The 20,904-nt window shown below is 35.2% G+C and carries 17 protein-coding genes, 1 tRNA gene and 1 other RNA gene; 2 read left to right on the top strand and 17 right to left on the bottom strand.

What is annotated here, in order from left to right:
• Positions 1-103: 103 nt before the first annotated feature.
• The 15 genes from recB to proQ form a co-directional block, all read right to left on the bottom strand.
• Positions 104-3,586: an exodeoxyribonuclease V subunit beta gene (gene recB / locus GQ598_RS01100; protein ID WP_160401974.1), complete on the bottom strand. Its 3,483-nt coding sequence runs from the start codon at positions 3,584-3,586 to the stop codon at positions 104-106.
• Entirely contained in the window at positions 3,565-4,008 is a 444-nt protein-coding gene (gene sixA, locus GQ598_RS01095) for a phosphohistidine phosphatase SixA (RefSeq protein ID WP_237410286.1), read from the bottom strand. The genes recB and sixA overlap by 22 nt, the downstream gene beginning before the upstream one ends.
• Before the next feature lie 25 nt (positions 4,009-4,033).
• The gene (locus GQ598_RS01090) at positions 4,034-4,330 is read right to left on the bottom strand and encodes a YfcZ/YiiS family protein (RefSeq protein WP_160401972.1); all 297 of its coding nucleotides are present in this window, start codon (positions 4,328-4,330) and stop codon (positions 4,034-4,036) included.
• Between the two features lie 248 nt (positions 4,331-4,578).
• Positions 4,579-6,345 carry a DEAD/DEAH family ATP-dependent RNA helicase gene (locus GQ598_RS01085; protein WP_160401971.1) on the bottom strand — a complete coding sequence of 589 codons (1,767 nt, stop codon included), beginning with the start codon at positions 6,343-6,345 and terminating at the stop codon, positions 4,579-4,581.
• A 351-nt stretch (positions 6,346-6,696) separates the two neighbouring features.
• A complete protein-coding gene (gene nlpI, locus GQ598_RS01080) occupies positions 6,697-7,557 on the bottom strand; it encodes a lipoprotein NlpI (RefSeq protein ID WP_160401970.1) in 861 nt (286 codons plus the stop codon).
• 26 nt (positions 7,558-7,583) lie between these two features.
• Positions 7,584-9,698 (bottom strand): polyribonucleotide nucleotidyltransferase, encoded by a 2,115-nt coding sequence (pnp, locus tag GQ598_RS01075; protein WP_160401969.1) that lies wholly within the window; start codon positions 9,696-9,698, stop codon positions 7,584-7,586.
• A gap of 308 nt (positions 9,699-10,006) precedes the next feature.
• Positions 10,007-10,276, bottom strand: a complete 270-nt coding sequence (gene rpsO / locus GQ598_RS01070; protein ID WP_085164450.1) for a 30S ribosomal protein S15 — start codon at positions 10,274-10,276, stop codon at positions 10,007-10,009.
• Between the two features lie 149 nt (positions 10,277-10,425).
• On the bottom strand, positions 10,426-11,349 hold the full coding sequence (locus GQ598_RS01065) for a LysR family transcriptional regulator (protein WP_160401968.1): 924 nt from the start codon (positions 11,347-11,349) through the stop codon (positions 10,426-10,428).
• 193 nt (positions 11,350-11,542) lie between these two features.
• On the bottom strand, positions 11,543-12,295 hold the full coding sequence (locus tag GQ598_RS01060; protein WP_160401967.1) for a TSUP family transporter: 753 nt from the start codon (positions 12,293-12,295) through the stop codon (positions 11,543-11,545).
• Entirely contained in the window at positions 12,292-13,365 is a 1,074-nt protein-coding gene (gene aroC, locus GQ598_RS01055; RefSeq protein ID WP_160401966.1) for a chorismate synthase, read from the bottom strand. The genes GQ598_RS01060 and aroC overlap by 4 nt, the downstream gene beginning before the upstream one ends.
• A 30-nt stretch (positions 13,366-13,395) precedes the next feature.
• Positions 13,396-14,289: a 50S ribosomal protein L3 N(5)-glutamine methyltransferase gene (gene prmB, locus GQ598_RS01050; protein ID WP_160401965.1), complete on the bottom strand. Its 894-nt coding sequence runs from the start codon at positions 14,287-14,289 to the stop codon at positions 13,396-13,398.
• 147 nt (positions 14,290-14,436) lie between these two features.
• A tRNA-Ser gene (locus GQ598_RS01045) sits at positions 14,437-14,524 on the bottom strand.
• 71 nt (positions 14,525-14,595) lie between these two features.
• Positions 14,596-14,685 carry a YnhF family membrane protein gene (locus GQ598_RS11285; protein ID WP_141683339.1) on the bottom strand — a complete coding sequence of 30 codons (90 nt, stop codon included), beginning with the start codon at positions 14,683-14,685 and terminating at the stop codon, positions 14,596-14,598.
• A 24-nt stretch (positions 14,686-14,709) separates the two neighbouring features.
• Positions 14,710-16,791 (bottom strand): carboxy terminal-processing peptidase, encoded by a 2,082-nt coding sequence (gene prc / locus GQ598_RS01035; protein WP_160401964.1) that lies wholly within the window; start codon positions 16,789-16,791, stop codon positions 14,710-14,712.
• A 9-nt stretch (positions 16,792-16,800) separates the two neighbouring features.
• Positions 16,801-17,349, bottom strand: a complete 549-nt coding sequence (proQ, locus tag GQ598_RS01030) for an RNA chaperone ProQ (RefSeq protein ID WP_160401963.1) — start codon at positions 17,347-17,349, stop codon at positions 16,801-16,803.
• Between the two features lie 403 nt (positions 17,350-17,752).
• On the opposite strand from proQ, the gene bamE reads away from it, so the two are divergent.
• The gene (gene bamE, locus GQ598_RS01025) at positions 17,753-18,115 is read left to right on the top strand and encodes an outer membrane protein assembly factor BamE (protein ID WP_160401962.1); all 363 of its coding nucleotides are present in this window, start codon (positions 17,753-17,755) and stop codon (positions 18,113-18,115) included.
• A gap of 173 nt (positions 18,116-18,288) precedes the next feature.
• Positions 18,289-18,675, top strand: an RNA gene (rnpB, locus tag GQ598_RS01020) — RNase P RNA component class A.
• Between the two features lies 1 nt (position 18,676).
• Here rnpB and GQ598_RS01015 read toward each other — a convergent pair.
• Together GQ598_RS01015 and tldD are read right to left on the bottom strand one after the other, a co-directional pair.
• Positions 18,677-19,387 (bottom strand): DedA family protein, encoded by a 711-nt coding sequence (locus GQ598_RS01015; RefSeq protein WP_160401961.1) that lies wholly within the window; start codon positions 19,385-19,387, stop codon positions 18,677-18,679.
• A 30-nt stretch (positions 19,388-19,417) separates the two neighbouring features.
• Positions 19,418-20,875 (bottom strand): metalloprotease TldD, encoded by a 1,458-nt coding sequence (tldD, locus tag GQ598_RS01010; RefSeq protein ID WP_160401960.1) that lies wholly within the window; start codon positions 20,873-20,875, stop codon positions 19,418-19,420.
• Positions 20,876-20,904: the final 29 nt, after the last annotated feature.

Below are 20,904 nucleotides of genomic sequence, written 5' to 3'. Positions count from 1 at the left end.
AACATTCCATGATTTATTAAAAGTGTAAATGCTTATACAATTACTTAGAAAATTCAAGGAATAAAAACAGGCAATCTATTATTGATTGCTCATTTTAAATTATTTAATCGTGTTTTTTATACGACATTTCACCATCAAATAGCTTATCAAGATCTTCAATAAATGCTTGTTCAGGTAGATGGTAGAAAATGCCATGTTCGGGCATACCTCGCAAAAAGAGATAATAGACACCTCCAAAATGCGTTTGGTATTGATAATTTAATAAACGACTTTTTAAAAAACGATGTAATGCTAAACAATAAAGTTGATATTGCAAGTCATAGCGGTGCTCGCACATTACTTTTTCTAGTGCTTTTGGTGTATAAGAATCAACACGCTCACCTAGCCAATTTGATTTATAATCAACTACATAATATTTGCCTTCAAATTCAAAGACTAAATCAATAAATCCTTTTAACATGCCTTGTACGGAGTCAAAATCTAACTCAGGACATAATTTTGATAAGCAATCATATTGTTTACATAAGCTATCCAATTGCTGACTAGTAACAGTTTTTCGTATCGGGAGGTAAAATTGTAATTCGTTAATGCACTTCCCTTTTAGCACTTGTGATAATATTAAATTCGGCTCATTCAATTGAGTCGAAAGTATTTGTTGCATCCAATTTTTTATTACACCACTCCATACTAAATCTAAATTGAGTTTTTTTATCATTTTCTCAGAGAGTTCATCAAGGTTATCTGACATGATATTTTCCATCATGCTATGCATCAATGTACCGACATATGCACCTTTAGGAAAATGATGAATATCGTATGGTAAATCTTTTGGTTCAACGTTGTCAGATTCGAGTGTAGATTCGTCCCAATCATTAATAATATCGGAATTATAAGCCAATACAATATGATTATTTTTTTGCAATTCTGTATAACTTGTGACTCGCCAGCTGTTTGATATCTTACGTGTAAATGCATTAGCCGATAATGATTGATTTGGTAAAATTAAGGGAAAATATTGTTTGTTCTCTATCGGCAATTGAACATCAACTAAATGAGCCATATTGGCAATTGTTCTTAGCTCACCTTTTAATAAATGATTAATAGCCGATCTGTTTTTTTTCAAAGAGGCAAGGCCAATACTGCAATGATAAACCGAACGCGTCATTGCAACATATAATAGCCGCAAATCTTCAGCAAGGCGTTCATCTTCAATTTGTTGCTTAATTTCGTCAGTTAATAACCATGCGTAAGTTGGTTGATAATCATTGTCTTTATCGTGATAAAATTGGCTATCAGACACACGATACATCGAAATAAATGGCAACCAAACAATTGGGAATTCCAGTCCCTTAGATTTATGAATGGTAATTATTTTGACAAGGTTTTCGTCACTTTCAAGCCGTTGCTGATGATTTTCTAGATTCAGATCTGGACTAACTATTTGTTTGGTCAACCAACGAATTAAGGCATGGGGACTATCTAATTCATCAGAAGCATCTTGAAGTAATTCTCCTAAATGCATTAAGTTAGTTAATGTTCTCTCACCGTCTTGGCGAGCTAAGATATTTTCAGCTAAATGACGTTTTCTCATCATTCTGCGTAACATCACTAATACACCATAGTATTGCCAAATTGCTTGATATTGTTTGAATTCTTCGACTAAGTTTTCCCACTTATCTTGATCATCGCTGATTTGCTCAAGCTCAGTCATCGTTTGTCCTAAGAGCGAGGTCATTAATGCTAATCTTAGTTTTGTTTCATTTTCAGGCATCAAGACTGCTTGTAATAGGTTCAATACCTCTTTTGCTTCAATTGAAGAAAAGACACTACAATGGTTTGATAAATAAACACTTTTAACGCCACAATTGGCCAATTTTTGCTGAATAATGCTAGCTTCTCGCCCTGTACGCACTAAGATCGCAATATCAGCAGTAGTTACAGGACGTTGTTCTTTTTCGTTATCAATTAATAGTGAGGAGTTAGATAACAAAGTCACAATTTGGTTAGCACAACAGCTTGCTATGAGCTCTTGATAACCATCATTTGCTACAATATCATCAGGCAATAAATAAGCAGTTAATGCGGCAACTTCTTGGTTATTAATTTGTAAAGATTTTTGCTGATTTCGTTTTGCCGCATCCATAGGTAAGAAAGGAATATCTTTAAATATAAATGGATTATCATTATTAGCAAATAATTGGTTAACAGCTTTAACCATCGAAGCAGATGAACGATGGTTTACATCCATAGTGAAATAATTTTCTCCCGTTGATTGCTTCGCTTTTAAATAAGTGAATATGTCAGCGCCTCGAAAGCTATAAATTGCTTGTTTGGGATCACCAATAAACAGCAAACCTTGTTCAGAGTGTGAGTTTCCATAAATACGGTTAAAAATTTGATACTGCGCAGGATCGGTATCTTGAAATTCATCAATCAAAGCAACACGGTATTTTGAAGCTATACTTTTCGCTAATCGTTCGCCTGATTTTGCTTGTAATGCTCGGTTAAGTTGCCAAATAAGATCATCAAAGCTCATTTTGCTTTGTTTGATTTTTTCATTATAGATCCCTTTTTGAATCACGCTAACAATATCCATTAAGATTTGGCTGCGTAAATTCAATGGCTGTTGATATAGATTGTCAATTTGTTCAAAAACAAAATGACATGGCACAACCTTTCCTTCTTTCGTTTTTTCAATTAAAACTGATTGCTTAAATTTTTCAAGTTCGCTTGGTAATTCAAATGTTAGCGTTGGATTACTAGCCCATTTAGATACTTTATTTATCCAATTGGGCAAATATCGACTACTATAAGATTGTTTACTGACACCTGATTGGATGATGATATCAACTAATTCATCGGTCGATGCTAACCAAGACTGTTTAATATCTTCAATCTTTTGATAATTTTGTTGATAAAATGCCTCAATTGTTACACTAATATCTGAGTTTACCTTGGTATTATCGTTAAGATTTAGACCTAAATATGGGTTAATATCTTTCAATAATGAGGTTGGATCTTGCCATGTATTAAGTACTAAATGAGCAAGTGGTTTATCAAGTGGCGTAAAATAGTGCCGCCAAAAATCTTGTACTACTCGTAATTTTAGTTGATTCTCATCAGAAATAAGCGTTTGTTCAAATAAAACGCCAGATTCAAAAGCATGACTAGTGAGTATTCGCTGACAAAAACTATGTATAGTATAAATTGCTGCATCATCCATTGATTGTTGAGCTACAGTAAGTTGTTGTACAGCCAACTTGCGATCAACAATTAAATCAATTAATTGTTGATAAATAGGATCTTGATGTTGTCCTTTTAGCAATCCAATTCGCAATTCTTGAATATTTTGTCTTATCCGCGAGCGTAATTCTTGAGTTGCCGCTTTAGTAAAGGTAACCACTAGAATTTCATTCACTTCTAAAGGTATTGGATGACTATTTTGGCCAATACCCAGTAATAACCTTAAGTAAATAAAGGCAAGCGAATAAGTTTTACCTGTTCCGGCTGACGCTTCAATCAAAGTTCGACCAGTTAAAGGTAAATCAAAAAGATTAAGTTTTTTTACTCTGCTTGATGAAACCATTCAAATTTCCCTGCAGAGTTGGGCGATAAACTAATACAAGCAATTGCAGCAGTAGGAAACATAGGAGGAGAAACTTGCGGACACAGTTCATTAACTAAATAGCCGACTAAGGGTAAATGTGATACCACAATCACATTTTCAACACCATCATTTAATAACATCGTTAATATATCGACAGCATGAGATGGGCTACCTCCGGGCACTAAAAACGAATGAGTTTCAACACTTGCAACACTAACATGTGATGATAATTCGGTTAGTGTTTGTTGAGCTCGTAGGTAAGGACTCACTAAACCAAAATCAAATCGGTAGTTTTGCTGTTTAAGCCATATTCCCGCTTGATTTGACTGCTCAATACCATGATTCGTTAACGTACGACTTGAATCCGATGAAGCTGAAAATCCGGCTTCACCGTGTCTCATAATACAAACTTTCATAAATGTTTAATTAGCGTAATTTTAATTGGAAAATCATGCATTCAGCACCGCAACAAAAAGTGAAGTTAGCAGTTAATTTAAAACCATTGTTAACCTTTTCAAGGCGACTTGTGATTTCACATGGTTCAGTTGCAACATCTTCGGCTGCCTGGGTCAATAAAGCTAATTTGGCTTGAGCTTCTGACTCTGTTGCAAAAACGTGCTCATACTCTGCGCTACAATCTTCGTTGTCAATGATTGTGCCAACATCCACACAACAACACGCTGCAGTTTCGTTTGCTTTACATTTATTTAAAGAATCTGTCATGCTATACCTCAATTTCCTAGTTAATACTGCTAACAGTATACTCTCAATCATAACTTAGGGCAAAATGCTAACGCTTTTTTATTGCAGTTAAAGTGATGCAATTAAAAGCCTTTATTTTTGAATAACTACAAGTTAAATAAAACCAATATTTGATTAGCATTGATTATATGACGCTAGTGCAAGGAACTGTAATAATACGTATGAAATGAATAAAAAAACCTTTGCCACTTGGGCAAAGGTTAGTCAAACTAAAATTTAGGTGCTGAAGGGCGACCGCGTTTTTTAGCGCCCCCTTTATCTGATGCATCAAATTTGTTGCTTTTACGCCCTCGCTTAGCATCAGAGGCTGCTCCACTAACAAGACTCATTTTCATTGGCTGATTAAGCACTCTTACTTTTTCAAAGTGTTTTAATATGTCTTTTGGCATCCCTTTTGGCAATTCAACAGTAGAGTAAGTCTCATAAAGCTTAATATTACCAATATAACGACTACTAATATCTGCTTCATTTGCAATAGCGCCAACGATATGACGAACTTCTACACCATTTTCTTTACCAATTTCGATACGATACATATCCATGTCGCCTACATCGCGACGTTCACGACGTTTTGGCGTTTCACGGTTATCCCCACGTAAACGACGTTCTCCTCCACGACCATCAAAATCACGGGTTTCTCGTGATGGTTTAAATACAGGATCAGGTGGAAGAATGAGTGGACGTTCGCCTTGAGCTAATTTTAATAATGCTGTTGCTAATGTTTCCAGATCAGTACCACTATCAGCCTGTATTTGTGATAATAAGGTTTGATATTGTTCTAAATCACTACTTTCTAATTGTTTTTGAACTTGCTGAGTAAACTTAGCTAAACGGCGTTTTTCAAGTAATTCTTTTGATGGTAATCCAACTTCTGGAATTGGCTTTTTAATGGTTTGCTCAATATTTTTAAGCAAACGACGTTCACGACTATCAACAAATAAAATAGCACGACCAGCACGTCCTGCTCGCCCTGTACGCCCAATACGGTGAACATAAGATTCAGAATCCAATGTAATGTCATAGTTAATCACTAAGCTAATACGTTCAACATCTAAACCACGAGCCGCAACATCTGTTGCAATTAAAATATCTAAACGACCATTACGTAAACGATCTAATGTCTGTTCACGCAATTGTTGTGTCATGTCGCCATTTAATGCAGCACAACTATAACCGTGTTTTTCAAGTACTTCTGCCACATCTAAAGTAGCCGATTTTGTTCTAACAAAAATAATGGCAGCATCAAAATCTTCTGCTTCTAAAAAGCGAACAATTGCTTCGTTTTTACGCATACCGCGAACAAGCCAATAACTTTGGTCAATATCAGGCGCCGTTTGATTAGTGCCTTTAATTTGAACTTCTTTCGGATTGTGCATAAATCGTTTAGTAATACGACGAATCGGTGCCGGCATCGTTGCCGAAAATAACGCTGTTTGATGATTTTCAGGAATGGTTGCCATGATGCTTTCAACATCATCAATAAAGCCCATTCTTAACATTTCGTCAGCTTCATCAAGCACTAAACCTTTCAGATTGGAAAGATCCAATGTTTTACGATTTAAGTGATCAAGCAAACGCCCTGGTGTACCAACAACAATTTGTGGTCCTTGTTTTAAGGCACGTAATTGCACGTCATAACGCTGACCGCCATATAAAGCTAGTACTTTTACCCCTTTCATGTATTTTGAATATTCAGAACAAGCATCTGCAACTTGCATAGCCAATTCACGCGTTGGTGCTAGAACTAAAAGTTGTGGTGCTTTTAAGTTTGCATCAATATTCATTAAAAAAGGGATTGAAAAAGCAGCTGTTTTACCACTACCCGTTTGTGCCATTCCCAATACATCGTTACCCTTTAATAATAAAGGAATACATTCTGATTGGATTGGTGACGGCTTGCTAAAACCAAGATCATTTAATGCATTAAGAATATCCTCGGATAAACCAAGGTCAATAAAAGAAACTTCTGTTGTCATGTAAACTCGCTTATAAATTTTGAATATATAAACTTACTTATTTAGTTAACAAAAAGATTGATGATTATTAACTAACACCAATTTCGATATATCTTGTTTTTGCTAAACCAAATAAAGAAAGCAAATATAAATTTATGCCAGCTCACTAAATTGAAAATTTACAACTCACCCCAATAACTAACTGCCAATATTATCCCAACAATTATCCGATATAAAAACAACATAAATTTTAAGATAATTGATATAACTAAGATAAAGCTAACTACATTATCAAATATTGAGAATATATTATTGGCAAATCAGAACTACGCTATAACAATATTTTCACTTTTAAAACTGGCATGACCCTTGTTACTTTTCTTTTTCTTCAAGTAACTTTATTTCATAGAGTGCCTGTTGATGTTCAACATAATTATAAATATTATTAGCTAAAGCATATTTAAATAACATTTTGGCACGCTCATTGTCACCTTTACTTTGATAATACTTACCTAAGTAAAAGTAAGCTTCACAAAGGCGCTCGGCTAACTGCCGATTATTTTCAACACCCTGCTGAAGGTTCTGCATTAATCTAGACTCATTTATTTTGCCTAGATAAAATGCAATAATATTACCACTATAAATCGTTTTATCATTAATCAGATCATAACGTTTTTGTAGCTCATTTTGGGCAGCTTTATTATCATTTTCTTTTTCAATCAGATAAAGCCATAAAATTCTGATGGGTTCATTCACATCATATTGATAAAACTGTAATGCATCACGCTCTGCAGCTTGATAATGCCCTGTGCGATATAATGTAATTGCACGATTTAAGTAAGCATAAGCATAAGTAGGATCAAGTTCTAAGGTCGTATTAAACGATGTTAAAGCTTCATCAAAATTACCTTCTCTGAGAGCATAAGTTCCCAAAAAATTATAAATATCGGGAATTTCTGGATTAAAATTTAACAAATATGAAAAATCACTTTGTGCAAAGGCTTTAAAACCTAATGAATCGTAAACAATACCACGCTCAAAGATGAGTTGCATTCGCGTTACAGTATCTAGATCTTTTCGTGATAACTGTTGGCTGATCTGAGCAATTTTTAATTCGTCATCATATGAAACTTGCTCAGGAACAGCCAGCAAAGGCTGGGAGTTAGAACAACCCGACAAAAGAATAACGGCTAGCAAAAAGCAGTATACAGTTCTCAGGTTGAATAATCCCACTTTTATCCCCCTAGTGAATAATACTTTTATTCTGCTGTTGGAGCAACGTCTACTGTCTGCTCAACAGCATCTTTCATACTCAAACGGATTCTGCCTTGGCGATCAATTTCAAGTACTTTAACACTCACTTCTTGACCTACTTTTAGATAATCAGCCACTTTTTCGACTCGATGATCAGCAATTTGAGAAACATGGACAAGTCCTTCTTTCCCACCAATAACAGATACAAAGGCACCAAAATCAACGATTCTAGTTACTTTTCCTGTATAAATTTTGCCTATTTCGACATCAGCAACTAAGTTAGTAATACGCGCCATAGCATCTTTCGCTTTATTACCATCTGAAGCGGCAATCTTAACTGTACCATCGTCAGTGATTTCAATAGTAGTCCCTGTTTCTTCGGTTAAGGCTCGAATAGTTGCACCACCTTTACCGATAATATCGCGGATTTTATCAGGATTTACATTCATCGTATAAATACGTGGTGCAAATTCCGAAATTTCTTGACGAGGTTTATTAATTGCTTGTTCCATTACACCTAAAATGTGTAAACGTGCACCTTTCGCTTGGTTAAGTGCCACTTGCATAATTTCTTTAGTGATACCTTCAATTTTGATATCCATTTGTAATGCGCTAACACCTTCGCGCGTACCGGCTACTTTAAAGTCCATATCACCAAGGTGGTCTTCATCACCAAGAATATCTGACAATACTACAAACTGGTCGCCTTCTTTTACCAACCCCATTGCAATACCAGCGACCGATGACTTAATTGGCACGCCAGCATCCATTAGTGCAAGTGAAGCACCACAGACAGAAGCCATTGAAGATGAGCCATTTGATTCAGTAATTTCTGATACTACTCGGACAGTGTATGGAAATTCTTCACGACTTGGCATTACAGCTGCAACACCACGTTTAGCTAAACGACCATGACCAATTTCACGACGTTTTGGTGATCCAACCATGCCTGTTTCACCAACAGAATAGGGTGGAAAGTTGTAATGAAGTAAAAAACGTTCAGTATATTCACCCGTTAATTCATCAATAATCTGAGCATCACGCTCTGTCCCTAAAGTTGCAGTAACTAATGCTTGGGTTTCTCCACGAGTAAATAAAGCACTACCATGTGTTCGTGGTAAAACACCTGTACGGATATCAAGCGCACGAATCATATCTTTTTCGCGACCATCTATACGTGGCTCACCAGCAATAACACGTTGACGAACAATTTGGCTCTCTAAATCGACGATGATATTGATAGCTTCATTTTCATCTAATTCTTCATTCTGTTCTTTTAGTGCTGCTAATACTTCTTCTTTGATTAAATCAATTTGAGCATAGCGCGCTTGTTTTTCAGTGATACGATAAGCCTCTCCTAGGCGATCTTTAGCGAGCTCAATGATAGTATTATATAGCGCTTCATTTTTAGCTGGCGCTACCCAATCCCATTTTTCACAATTGGCTTTTTCTACAAATTCATTGATATTATCAATAACAACTTGTTGTTGTTCATGACCAAATACCACTGCGGCTAACATTTGATCTTCAGTCAGTAGATCAGCTTCAGATTCAACCATCAATACTGCACTTTTAGTTCCTGCAACCACTAAATCTAAGCGACTCGTTGCAAGCTCTTTTACTGATGGATTTAAGACAAATTCATCATTGATAAAGCCGACACGTGCAGCACCGATAGGCCCATGGAATGGTACACCAGATAAGCAAAGCGCAGCAGAAGCACCGATCATAGCAACTAAGTCTGGGCTCACATCAGGATTAACGGAAACAACTGTTGCAATAATTTGGATTTCATTAACAAATCCTTCTGGAAATAATGGACGAAGTGGACGGTCAATTAAACGTGCAATTAGAGTTTCGCCTTCACTTGGACGCCCTTCGCGTTTAAAAAATCCTCCAGGAATACGCCCTGCAGCATAAGTACGTTCTTGGTAATTAACCGTTAACGGAAAAAAATCTTGGCCTTCTTTTACTTTTTTATTAGCAACAACTGTAACAAATACAGCAGTATCATCCATATTAACCATAACAGCTGAAGTTGCTTGACGAGCCATAATACCGGTTTCTAAAGTCACAGTATGACGACCATATTGAAATTTTTGATATGTCGGATTAAACAAAATAATGTCCTCTTGTTATTTGTTATGTTGAAGTTTGATATTTCGACAGGACGCAGTTCTACACTACGCTTATTGATACTCTCTTCAACAATGTGGGGATATATTCAACAAAAAGATTATTTCACTGTCACGACTAATGACAAATCTATAAACTATAGAGCTCTCATTAGTCGCGCGAAACATGAGATACAATCTTTACTTTGTTGACTTACATAAAATATTAATTTTTTTTGAGCTCTGTATTATATCAGAGTATCAATTTTTCACAACGAAAAAGAGGCCTAAGCCTCTTTTCAAGTAGATAATAATTAGCGACGCAAACCTAGTTTTTTAATCAGTTGGTTATAACGTTCAATATCTTTACGACGTAAGTAATCTAATAATTTACGACGGCTAGACACCATGCGTAACAAACCACGGCGACTATGGTGATCTTTTTTATGCTCAGAAAAATGACCTTGTAAATCATTAATACGTGCAGTTAAAAGAGCAACTTGAACTTCAGTTGAACCGGTATCGTTAGTACCACGACCATATTCAGCAACGATTTTCGCTTTAGTTTCTACAGTTAGAGACATAATAAACCTCTTAAAATTAACATTAAATATGGAATGACCGATCTCTAATTCAGACATCCCTCAGTATTCATACTATAAAAATATGAATTGTCCAATTATACTGAAATTTATTAAAATAGCAATTTGATTTGTTTAGTTAACGGCAAGTTCTACTTGAGTTCAAAACCATACTCATCTTGAATAAGTTTTTTAAGCGCCTCAATATAATTTTGAGCAGATAGACTTAATTGAGCTTTTTGGGATGTGATCCAACCGATTAGAATTTTTTCATCTACATCTAACGGTATTGATAAAATATCAGATCCATTTAAATCGGTACTTAAAACCCCTGTACTTATGGTATAACCGCTAAGTCCATGCAATAGATTAAACAAAGTTGCCCTATCACTGACATGAATACTTTTTTTATGATAAACCGTACTTAAAATCTCTTCGGAAAAATAAAATGAGTTATATTCACCCTGCTCAAAAGAGAGATAAGGATAATCCTCTAAATCATCTAACGTTAATGACTTCATTTCCGCTAATGGATGATGAGTACTAATAAATACATGAGGATGCGCTTCAAAAAGTGGATTAAAGGTCAATCGATGTTCTTTCAGTAGTCGCAAAATTACCTTTTGGTTAAAATCAGTCAAATATAAAATACCAACTTCACTGCGTAAATTTGCGACATCGGTAATAATATCGTATGTTCTTGTTTCTCTGAGTGTAAACTCGTATTCGTCAGTATTATTTTTTTTAATTAGATTAACAAAGGCATTAACCGCAAAAGCATAATGTTGCGTTGATATGCTACATAACTGTTTAGATGGTTCTTTTTTAGAATAGTGTTGTTCCAATAGTTCAGCTTGGTCTAAAACTTGTTTAGCATAACCTAAAAACTCAACACCATCGGTAGAAAGTGAAACACCTTTAGAAGTACGCACAAAAATTTCAATTCCAAATTCAGCTTCTAAATCCTTTACCGCCGTTGATAAACTCGGTTGTGTAATATACAAATTTTTAGCTGCCTCATTAATTGAGCCTGAACGTGCAATTTCTAAAATATAACGTAGTTGTTGAAGTTTCATAATATCAGTTAATGTCTTAACACAAACTATCTTGCTTAACACAAATATATACTAAATCATATTTAAGTGAAGTAAATAATTGTTATCGTTTTTATACTCAAACACATGCTTTCCTGAAAGTTTTTTACAACGATTTTGTTGCGCTATAAAATAGTGATGAAAAACAAATATTAATGATTAAAATAGTGGGCAATTAAAAGAAGTTTTCGTAAATTAATTTTATACTCATAAGCGTTGAAACAGTAATTAGCATTGGTCTGATTAATTTGCGACCTTTAGCAATGACCATCTTAGCGCCAAGTCTTGCACCTATAAATTGACCAACTAACATGACAAGTCCAATTGACCATATCACTTCGCCACCAATAATAAAAAACAGTAAACCGGCTAAATTTGAAGTGAAGTTTAACACTTTGGTATGTGCTGTGGCTTTAGTTAAATTAAAACCTGCCAGTGTAATATAGGCTAACGCATAAAATGAACCCGCGCCTGGCCCAAAAAATCCATCATAAAAACCAATTGCCAAAGCTGGTATCAGTGCAAATTGGATAACTGAAAAGCGACTTTTACGATCGTTTTCACCAATGGTTGGAGAAAGCAAAAAATAAAGTCCCACGCCAATGGTTAAAATAGGTAGTAATAGCTTTAAAAAATCAGCTTGGATATGCATAACCAGTAACGTGCCAACTGCCGAACCAATAAATGCAAACACGATTGCCCATTTTTGCTGTTTTAAATCCACCATATGCTGACGAATAAAATATAAACTAGCTGAAAATGAACCACCACAGCTTTGTAATTTATTGGTTGCCAAGGCACTGGCTGGCGGCAGTCCAACAGCAAGTAAAGCCGGCACAGTTAATAGACCTCCGCCACCGGCAATTGAATCAATAAAACCTGCTAAAGTAGCAATAATAAACAGTAAGATAAGTAACTCATAACTCATAGCGAATTGACATCATTACATTGAGCGCGATAGCGAAGATAATGATCCATTAGCACAATAGCAACCATCGCTTCAGCAATGGGCACGGCTCGTATTCCTACACATGGATCATGTCGACCATGGGTCGATACTTCAACGGTTTCGCCATGAATATTGATTGATTGCCCTGCAATTTCAATACTGGGTGTTGGCTTTAAGGCAATACTGGCTAATATCGTTTGTCCTGAGCTAATCCCTCCTAAAATACCACCAGCATGGTTAGATAAAAAACCTTGCTTAGTTATTTCATCTCGATTTTCACTGCCTCGTTTATTGACAACCGCATAACCATCACCAATTTCAACACCTTTCACTGCATTAATACTCATTAACGCATGTGCAAGTTCAGCATCTAATTTGTCAAATACAGGTTCACCAAGTCCTACAGGAACATTTTCGGCAACAATGCAGACTTTAGCCCCAATTGAATCCCCTTCTTTTTTCAATATTCTGAGTAACTGATCAAGCGCCTCTAATTTACTTTCATCAGCACAAAAAAATGGATTTTGTTCAACTTGTTGCCAGTCTTTTAATTCACATTTTACATCGCCCATCTGAGCCAAATAACCACGAATAGTTATGCCAAGCTTTTCTTGTAGATATTTTTTGGCAATCGCACCAGCGGCAACGCGCATAGCAGTTTCACGAGCAGAAGAGCGACCACCTCCACGATAATCACGTATGCCATATTTATTTTGATATGTATAATCGGCATGACTCGGTCTAAAGATATCTTTAATTTTGCTATAATCTTGAGAACGTTGGTCAGTGTTTTCAATAAGTAACCCAATACTTGTACCTGTTGTCATACCCTCAAATACGCCAGATAAAATTTTAACTTGGTCGGCTTCTCGGCGCTGAGTAGTATAGCGAGATGAACCCGGTCGACGGCGGTCAAGATCATGTTGCATATCTGATTCAGTTAATGCAAGTCCAGGAGGAACACCATCGACAACACATCCTAATGCTATGCCGTGTGACTCACCAAATGTGGTCACTTTAAATAATTTTCCGATTGAGTTTCCAGCCATAATAAATTTATTCCAATTATTGAAAGCAGCTTATTTAAAACAGTCATGATATTGAACTAGCTCTTTATAGGTGATCGAAAATACGCCCAGACCACCACGTTCAAATTCTATCCAATTGAAAGGAACATCTGGGTATTGTTGTTGTAAGCTAATCCAACTATTGCCAACTTCGCAGACTAATACACCCTCTGGAGTTAAATAATCTATCGCATCTCGTAAAATTCTTTTTACCAAATCTAAACCATCAAAGCCCGCCTGTAATGCTAATTTAGGTTCATATAAAAACTCATCGGGCAAATCACTCATATCTTCACTATCAACGTAAGGTGGATTTGTGACAATTAGATCATATTGTTTTGCAGGCACATCATTAAATAGATCTGACAAAATAGGGGTAACTTGAAAATCCATTTCGTGCATTTCAATATTTGTTTGTGCAATATCTAATGCTTCTAATGAAATATCGGTGATATCAACTTGAGCATCAGCAAACTCATAAGCACAAGCAATACCAATACAACCACTGCCTGTGCACAAATCTAAAATATTTTTAGGTTCAGTAAATATTATCTGTTCAAAATGATTATTGATGAGTTCACCAATAGGAGAACGAGGAATTAATACACGTTCATCGACATAAAAAGAATGGCCACAAAACCAAGCTTGATTGGTTAAATAAGGGGTTGGTACACGATCTTTAATTCGTTTTTGAATAACATCAAAAAGTTGATTTTTTTCATCATTAGTCAGATTTGCCGAATAAAATTCCGTAGGAATAAACAACGATAGCCCTAATGTTGCCAAAATGAGTTGTTTAGATTCATCAATAGGATTATCCGTACCATGCCCTAAAAAGACATCTGATAGATTAAGCTGCGATGCTGTCCAGCGTATAAAGTCCTGAACTGTGCGTAAGTTTTCCATAATGACTCCAAATGCTTTAGGAGAGGAAGGTGTTATTTGTCATTTTAGGCGACTGCCTTCAGTGGGTTTTGCTAGAGTAATCTTGACAGTATGCTTATAATCACAATGTTGAACCTAATGTTCCACCCTTTAATGACTAACTATTTATGGCGGTGAGGAAGGGATTCGAACCCTTGATACGTTGCCGTATACACACTTTCCAGGCGTGCTCCTTCAACCACTCGGACACCTCACCTAATTATTAGCACCTGCCTTTTCAAGCAGGCTGCATACTATAATGATCACAAGATAATTAATCAAGCTTTTTTAATTCATACAAACGATGATACCAAATGTTACCAAAACAGCTAACACCCCGGCAGTTGTAATCAATGCATATTTTAAATTTGAACACATTTCATTATCTCCAATTATTTTTTATTAATTAGCTTTTTCGATTGGCAAATCGAACGAAATAACTCCATTAATAGAGTTACTACCTCTAATTTTTGGATATTTAGGCGCAAAATCAAGAAGTATCTCTATAGACTCATCCAAATAAGCATCGGGTTGCTTATAATCTTTAGGTAAATCATCTAATTTAGTGATCGATGGTAAACCTGCTTTATTTAAACGTTCATTCATTCTTTTTAAACTACGTTCATCATTAGTTTTTTGTTCTGCTTCTCTTTTTTGCTTATTCAATGAAACAATATATTGATGATCTTTTTTGTCATTAAAAGTTTTAATATCTTCATCAATATAAATAAATTCAGTATTTTTTGAAATTCTAGCCAAATGTTGTGATTCCAAATCAGGTAGCAATGGCTTAATATTGAAAAGAGTCAAATAATCAGCTGAAGCAATTTTATCCCAAGGCAAAGCATTGTCTAAGAATCGTTCACCTGTTTCATCAACATATTTAACATTATTCATTTCAATGTCTGGTTCAACACCTTTTAATTGAGTACTACCACCATTGATACGATAAAACTTCTGAATAGTGTACTGAGCGCCACCAAATTCAGGCCAATTTGGATGTAATCTTGCATCAACCGGATAAGAAATGTTACGAGATGTTTGTACAGTTCCTTTCCCATAAGTCGTTTCACCAACAATTAATGCACGCCCATAGTCTTGCATAGCAGCAGAAAATATTTCTGATGCTGATGCGCTATAACGGTTAATCATTACAACAAGCGGACCTGTGTACTCTATACCTTTATTCTTGTCATTATAAGTGATGACTTTTTGTAAATTATCACGCACCTGAACAACCGGTCCGCTATCAATAAATAAACCAGTTAAAGAAATAACTTCGGCTAATGAACCACCACCATTATCTCGTAAATCAATAACCAGCCCTTGCAAATTTTCTTTATTTGCTTTCGATAAGAGTGAATCAACTTTTTCGGTTAATCCCATATAGAAACTCGGTATTTCAATAACACCTACTTTACCACGTTCATTATCAATAATTTTTAATTTTGCTTCACGATCTTCAAAATGAATTTTATCACGAGTAAGTTCGATAACTTTTGCTTTACTGTTATTACCCGTTGGTAAAATTTCTAACTTCACGACAGTGCCTTTCGGCCCACGAATTTTATCGACAATATCATCTAAACGCCAACCAATAACATCTTCAATTGCAGAATTGCTTTGGCCTACGCCAATAATTTTATCCCCTACGGAAAGTTGCTTACTTTTTTCTGCAGGACCACCGGTTACAAAAGACATAATCACTGTATAATCATCTTGCTGACTTAATGTTGCACCAATACCTTCAAAGGATAAACTCATTTCAGAATCAAAATCTCGTTTTTTACGTGGCGCTAAGTAGCTGGTGTGAGGGTCAATCTCTCTTGCAAATGCATTCATAAATACTTGAAAGGCATCTTCATTATTTGATTGCATTACTGTTTTTAAAACACGATTGTAACGTTTAGTTAATATTTCTCGGATCTCTTTTTCATTTTTTCCAGATAAAGATAAATTCAACTCGTCATATTTAACTCGTTTATCCCAATAGACATTGAGTTCAGTTTCAGAAGTAGGCCACGCAATTTCTTCACGATTAAAATCAACTTCATCGTTAGTAGAAAAATCCATTGGTTTTTGTAAAACTTCAAGGGCGTATTGATAACGGTTATAACGTTTTTGCAAAAAGAGATTATAGATGTCATAAGCCGTTTTTAGATTACCATCAATTAATTCCTGACCTAAAGATTCTTGTTTATTTCGAAAGCTATCAACATCACTTTGAATAAATAAAGATTTATTGCTATCTAATAATTTGAAATAGCGATCAAAAATCTTCGAAGAAAAAGCACCATCTAAAGCAAAATTACGATAATGTGACTGAGTAAAAAAATTTGTCACACGCCTAGCAACAACTTGGTGGATCTCATCTTGCTTTAAAAGAGGTATCTGTTCTTTAGCTTGTGTTTTTGCCTGAGCGTTTTGGTCAAAAATACACAAAACAAGGCTAAATGTAATAATACCTTTCAGTAATTTATTCATTCAAATTCTCTATTTATTGATAATATATTCAGGTTTAACCGTTAATTCCATACCTGCACCAATTTTTACTTTAATATGATCTTTTTCAATATTGATAATTTGTACTTTTATAGGTTTATTACCTACTAAAACTTTAACAAAATCACCATTATTTAAAGGTTTAACTCTTTTAGAAGGCTGTTTAGTAGTTTTACGTTTTTCTTTTGCTTGTTCTTTAAAACGTTCTTTAGCCTTTTCTTTGCTCTCCTTTAATTGCTGTTGAGCATGATCCATCTGTTCTTGGTTAATGACTTCATTAGGGTTGCCATCTAAATCAATACGATTAGCACCCTCTTTTATACTATGTAAGTAACGCCAACTCATTGTGTAAGAACGTAATGCAATACGAAGTTTAGTTTTACTTAATATTTGACAACCGTCTAGACGAGAAATAATATCTTGAAAAATCCCAATCTTTAATGGTTTTGCTTCACCATCAAGGGTGAAACAATTCGGGAATTGTTGAGCTAAATAAGCAATAATCTCTTTACTATTTGTTAATTGAAACTGATTTTCCATTGGCTATCCCATAGCAACTAAATTTTACTAGCGTTTAAAGTATATCGCAGCTTATATAATAACACTAACTATCTTTTTTTGTTCATTAATAATTGTTATAACATCCTAAATACTATTATAAAAACATTCTATATTAGAATATACAATCAAACATTGAACTTACTGTTCTTAGTATTAAAAAAGCATAGCATAGATACTTATGGTTATAAACTAAGAGGAATTAAAAAATAGAAATAAAATCTTGTGACTATTATAAATATATATATGCTGTATCAAAAAAGAAAGACATAACAATTAGCCAAATTATCTTTTTTAATCACATCTTAGTTACTGCATATTGAACGTTATAAAACATATGATATTATCAACTCACATTTTTGATAACCTAATAGGCAACTATACTATGAAAAATATAAAAAAATTTATTATAATTCTAAGTTCTATACTCGCCCTATCCGCATGTGCACAAAAAAATTTTATTGAACAAGGCTCTCCTCTTAATAACGAAAAAGTAAGCAAAATTGTTGAAGGTTCATCCACTGAATCTCAAATTTTATCTATATTTGGAGAACCTACAACTAAAAAAATCCTTAATAATAATGAAACACAGTGGACATACCAATACACTAAAAAAAGCTCAACCAGTCATATGTTAATTGGTGAAACACAATACAATATCCTTGAAGGAAAGCTAGATATTATTATTTCTAAAGGCGTTGTAACTTGGTTTAATTATGACGAAAATCAAAAACAGAAAAAATGGTAATTAAATTAAAGTAATATTATTTTATAGCACATCATCAAGATGTGCTTTTCATTTTATGTCTAATCTTTATTATCTAATTCTATTTACATTAAAAACGTTTAAACATCATTCATCTATTCTTTAATGCCCATACAGTGCTGGACAAAATTGTGCTTTAAGTTATACTTGTCAACGAAATTAACCAGACAATCGCTGCTTTGTTGTTCTTTATTAGAGGGGATAAACGAAGGGGAGGAAAGTCCGGGCTCCATAGGGCAGAGTGCCAGGTAACGCCTGGGGGATGTTTTGCGAGAGCAAACATTCACGACTAGTGCAACAGAGAGTATACCGCCAATGGCTTATTATATAAGATCAGGTAAGGGTGAAAGGGTGCGGTAAGAGCGCACCGCGCAACTGGTAACAGTTGTGGCATGGTAAACTCCACTCGGAGCAAGGTCAAATAGGGATTCATTGGCGTGGCCCGCGTTGAATCCGGGTAGACTGCTTGAGCTAATACGTGAGTATTAGCCTAGAGGAATGATTGTCCACGACAGAACCCGGCTTATCGGTTAATTTCACTTTCTACTTATTATTCTTTTTATTATTTTTTGATATAGCTTTAGATTTAAATTGCTTTTTATTACTTAATGAGCGTTTAACAGCAAGATAAATTGAAAATATCAATCCTAATACTAATAAAAAAACAGGTATTAGCATCAGAATATACATAATCTGTTTTTCGTATTCTTTGAAAATTGGCGATAATCCAAATAAATAACCTAATGTCACAATCAAAAAGATCCATAATGTCGCACTGATTAGATTATAGATATGGAATTTCCGACTATGTAGTCCCGATAACCCTGCCATCATTGGTAATAATGTACGTACAAAAGCAATAAATCGCCCAATAAATAACGCTTGTAATCCATACTTATGGAATAATAGTTCTGATTTATGATGATACTTTTCCGGTATGTGTGCCATCCAACCTTGTACAAGCTTGGTATTACCAAGCCACAAACCTTGTGCATAACCTAACCAAGTTCCTAAAGCTGCACCAGCAATCAAAATAAGATTAATTAAACCAAAATGAAATACATTTTGACTAATTAATACACCTGTTAAGAATAATAAGCTGTCTCCAGGTAAAAAAGCTGCTGGTAAGACTCCATTTTCTAAAAGGATAATAACAAACAACATGCCATATAGAGTCCATAGTACATTAGGATTTGAGAGCGTTGTAATATCCAAATTAATAAATGCATGATAAAGTGTAATTATTGTTTCCATCTATTTTGAAATCCTATTGATGTATCGTTATTAGTGGTTAATAGTACCGCCAACGGTCAAATTATTCACTTTCAAAGTAGGTTGCCCAACGCCAACAGGAACACTTTGACCAGCTTTACCACAAACGCCAACACCTGAATCTAGTTCTAGATCATTACCCACCATAGATACTTGTTGCATGGTTTCAATACCTGAACCAATTAGTGTTGCACCTTTTACCGGCGTTGTTATTTTACCCTTTTCAATCAAATAAGCCTCTGAGGCTGAAAAAACAAACTTACCGGAAGTTATATCAACTTGCCCACCAGCAAAATTAGGTGCATAAAGCCCATAATCAACGCTACTAATAATATCGTCAAAGGAGGAATTTCCCGCCAGCATATAGGTGTTTGTCATTCTTGGCATAGGTAGGCAAGCATACCCCTCACGACGCCCGTTGCCCGTTGAATTTGTATTCATCAATTTTGCGTTGAGTTTATCAAACATATATCCTTTTAGGATACCATTTTCTATAAGGACTGTCTTTTGGCTTGGTGTACCTTCATCATCTATAGAGAGTGATCCTCGGCGATTTTCGATGGTACCATCATCGACAATGGTACAAAATTCTGAGGTAACCTTTTCACCAATTTTTCTGGAAAACACTGAACTATTTTTACGGTTAAAATCACCTTCTAATCCATGCCCTACAGCTTCATGTAACAATACACCAGGCCAACCAGCACCTAAAATAACAGGCATCGTTCCAGCAGGTGCTGCTTTTGCTGAAAGGGACACGAGCGCTTGGCGTACGGCTTCTCGAGTGTAACTATCAGCATAACTTTCTGATGTTTTAGGATTGATTGTTAGGAAATATTCATACCCAAATCTCCCACCACCGCCACTACTGCCACGTTCACGTTTGCCTTCTTTTTCAACTAAAACAGAAACAGATAAACGAACTAAAGGGCGAATATCGGCACATAATGTACCGTCTGTTGCCGCGATTAAAATATCTTCATAACTTCCAGTTAAACTAGCAGATACTTCAATAACTCTAGGATCAATTGAACGAGCTAATTGATCAACATGTTGCAACAGCGAAATTTTTTGCTCTTGAGAAAACGAATTAATCGGATTGATTGATGGATATATTGACACTGTTTGAGTAGTTCTAAATGGAGTCACCGCGATGGATGTTTGTAGTGTAGTGATTGAACTTGCTGCTAATACACTTTGTTCTAAACGAGCTAATGAAAGCTGATCAGTATAAGCAAATCCCGTTTTTTCACCAACAATAGCTCTAACTCCAACACCTTGATCTCGATGGAATGAAGCATTTTTTATAATACCGTCTTCAATTAACCAGCTTTCATAATAGCCAGATAAAAAATACAAATCACCAAAATCAATTTGCCTTGAACTTAGCATATCAAGTAAATACAAAAGATCTTGTTGGCTTAGATTATTTGGATTGAGCAATCGTTCACTCACTTGAGTTAGTGTCATAAATTCCTTAAATTTTAATTGTGGATGCA

The sequence above is a fragment of the Gilliamella sp. Pas-s95 genome (genome assembly GCF_009795795.1).
GTDB lineage: Bacteria > Pseudomonadota > Gammaproteobacteria > Enterobacterales > Orbaceae > Gilliamella > Gilliamella bombicola.
Note: the sequence above shows the minus strand (reverse complement) of the source record. Positions and strands in the feature narration are given on the sequence as shown.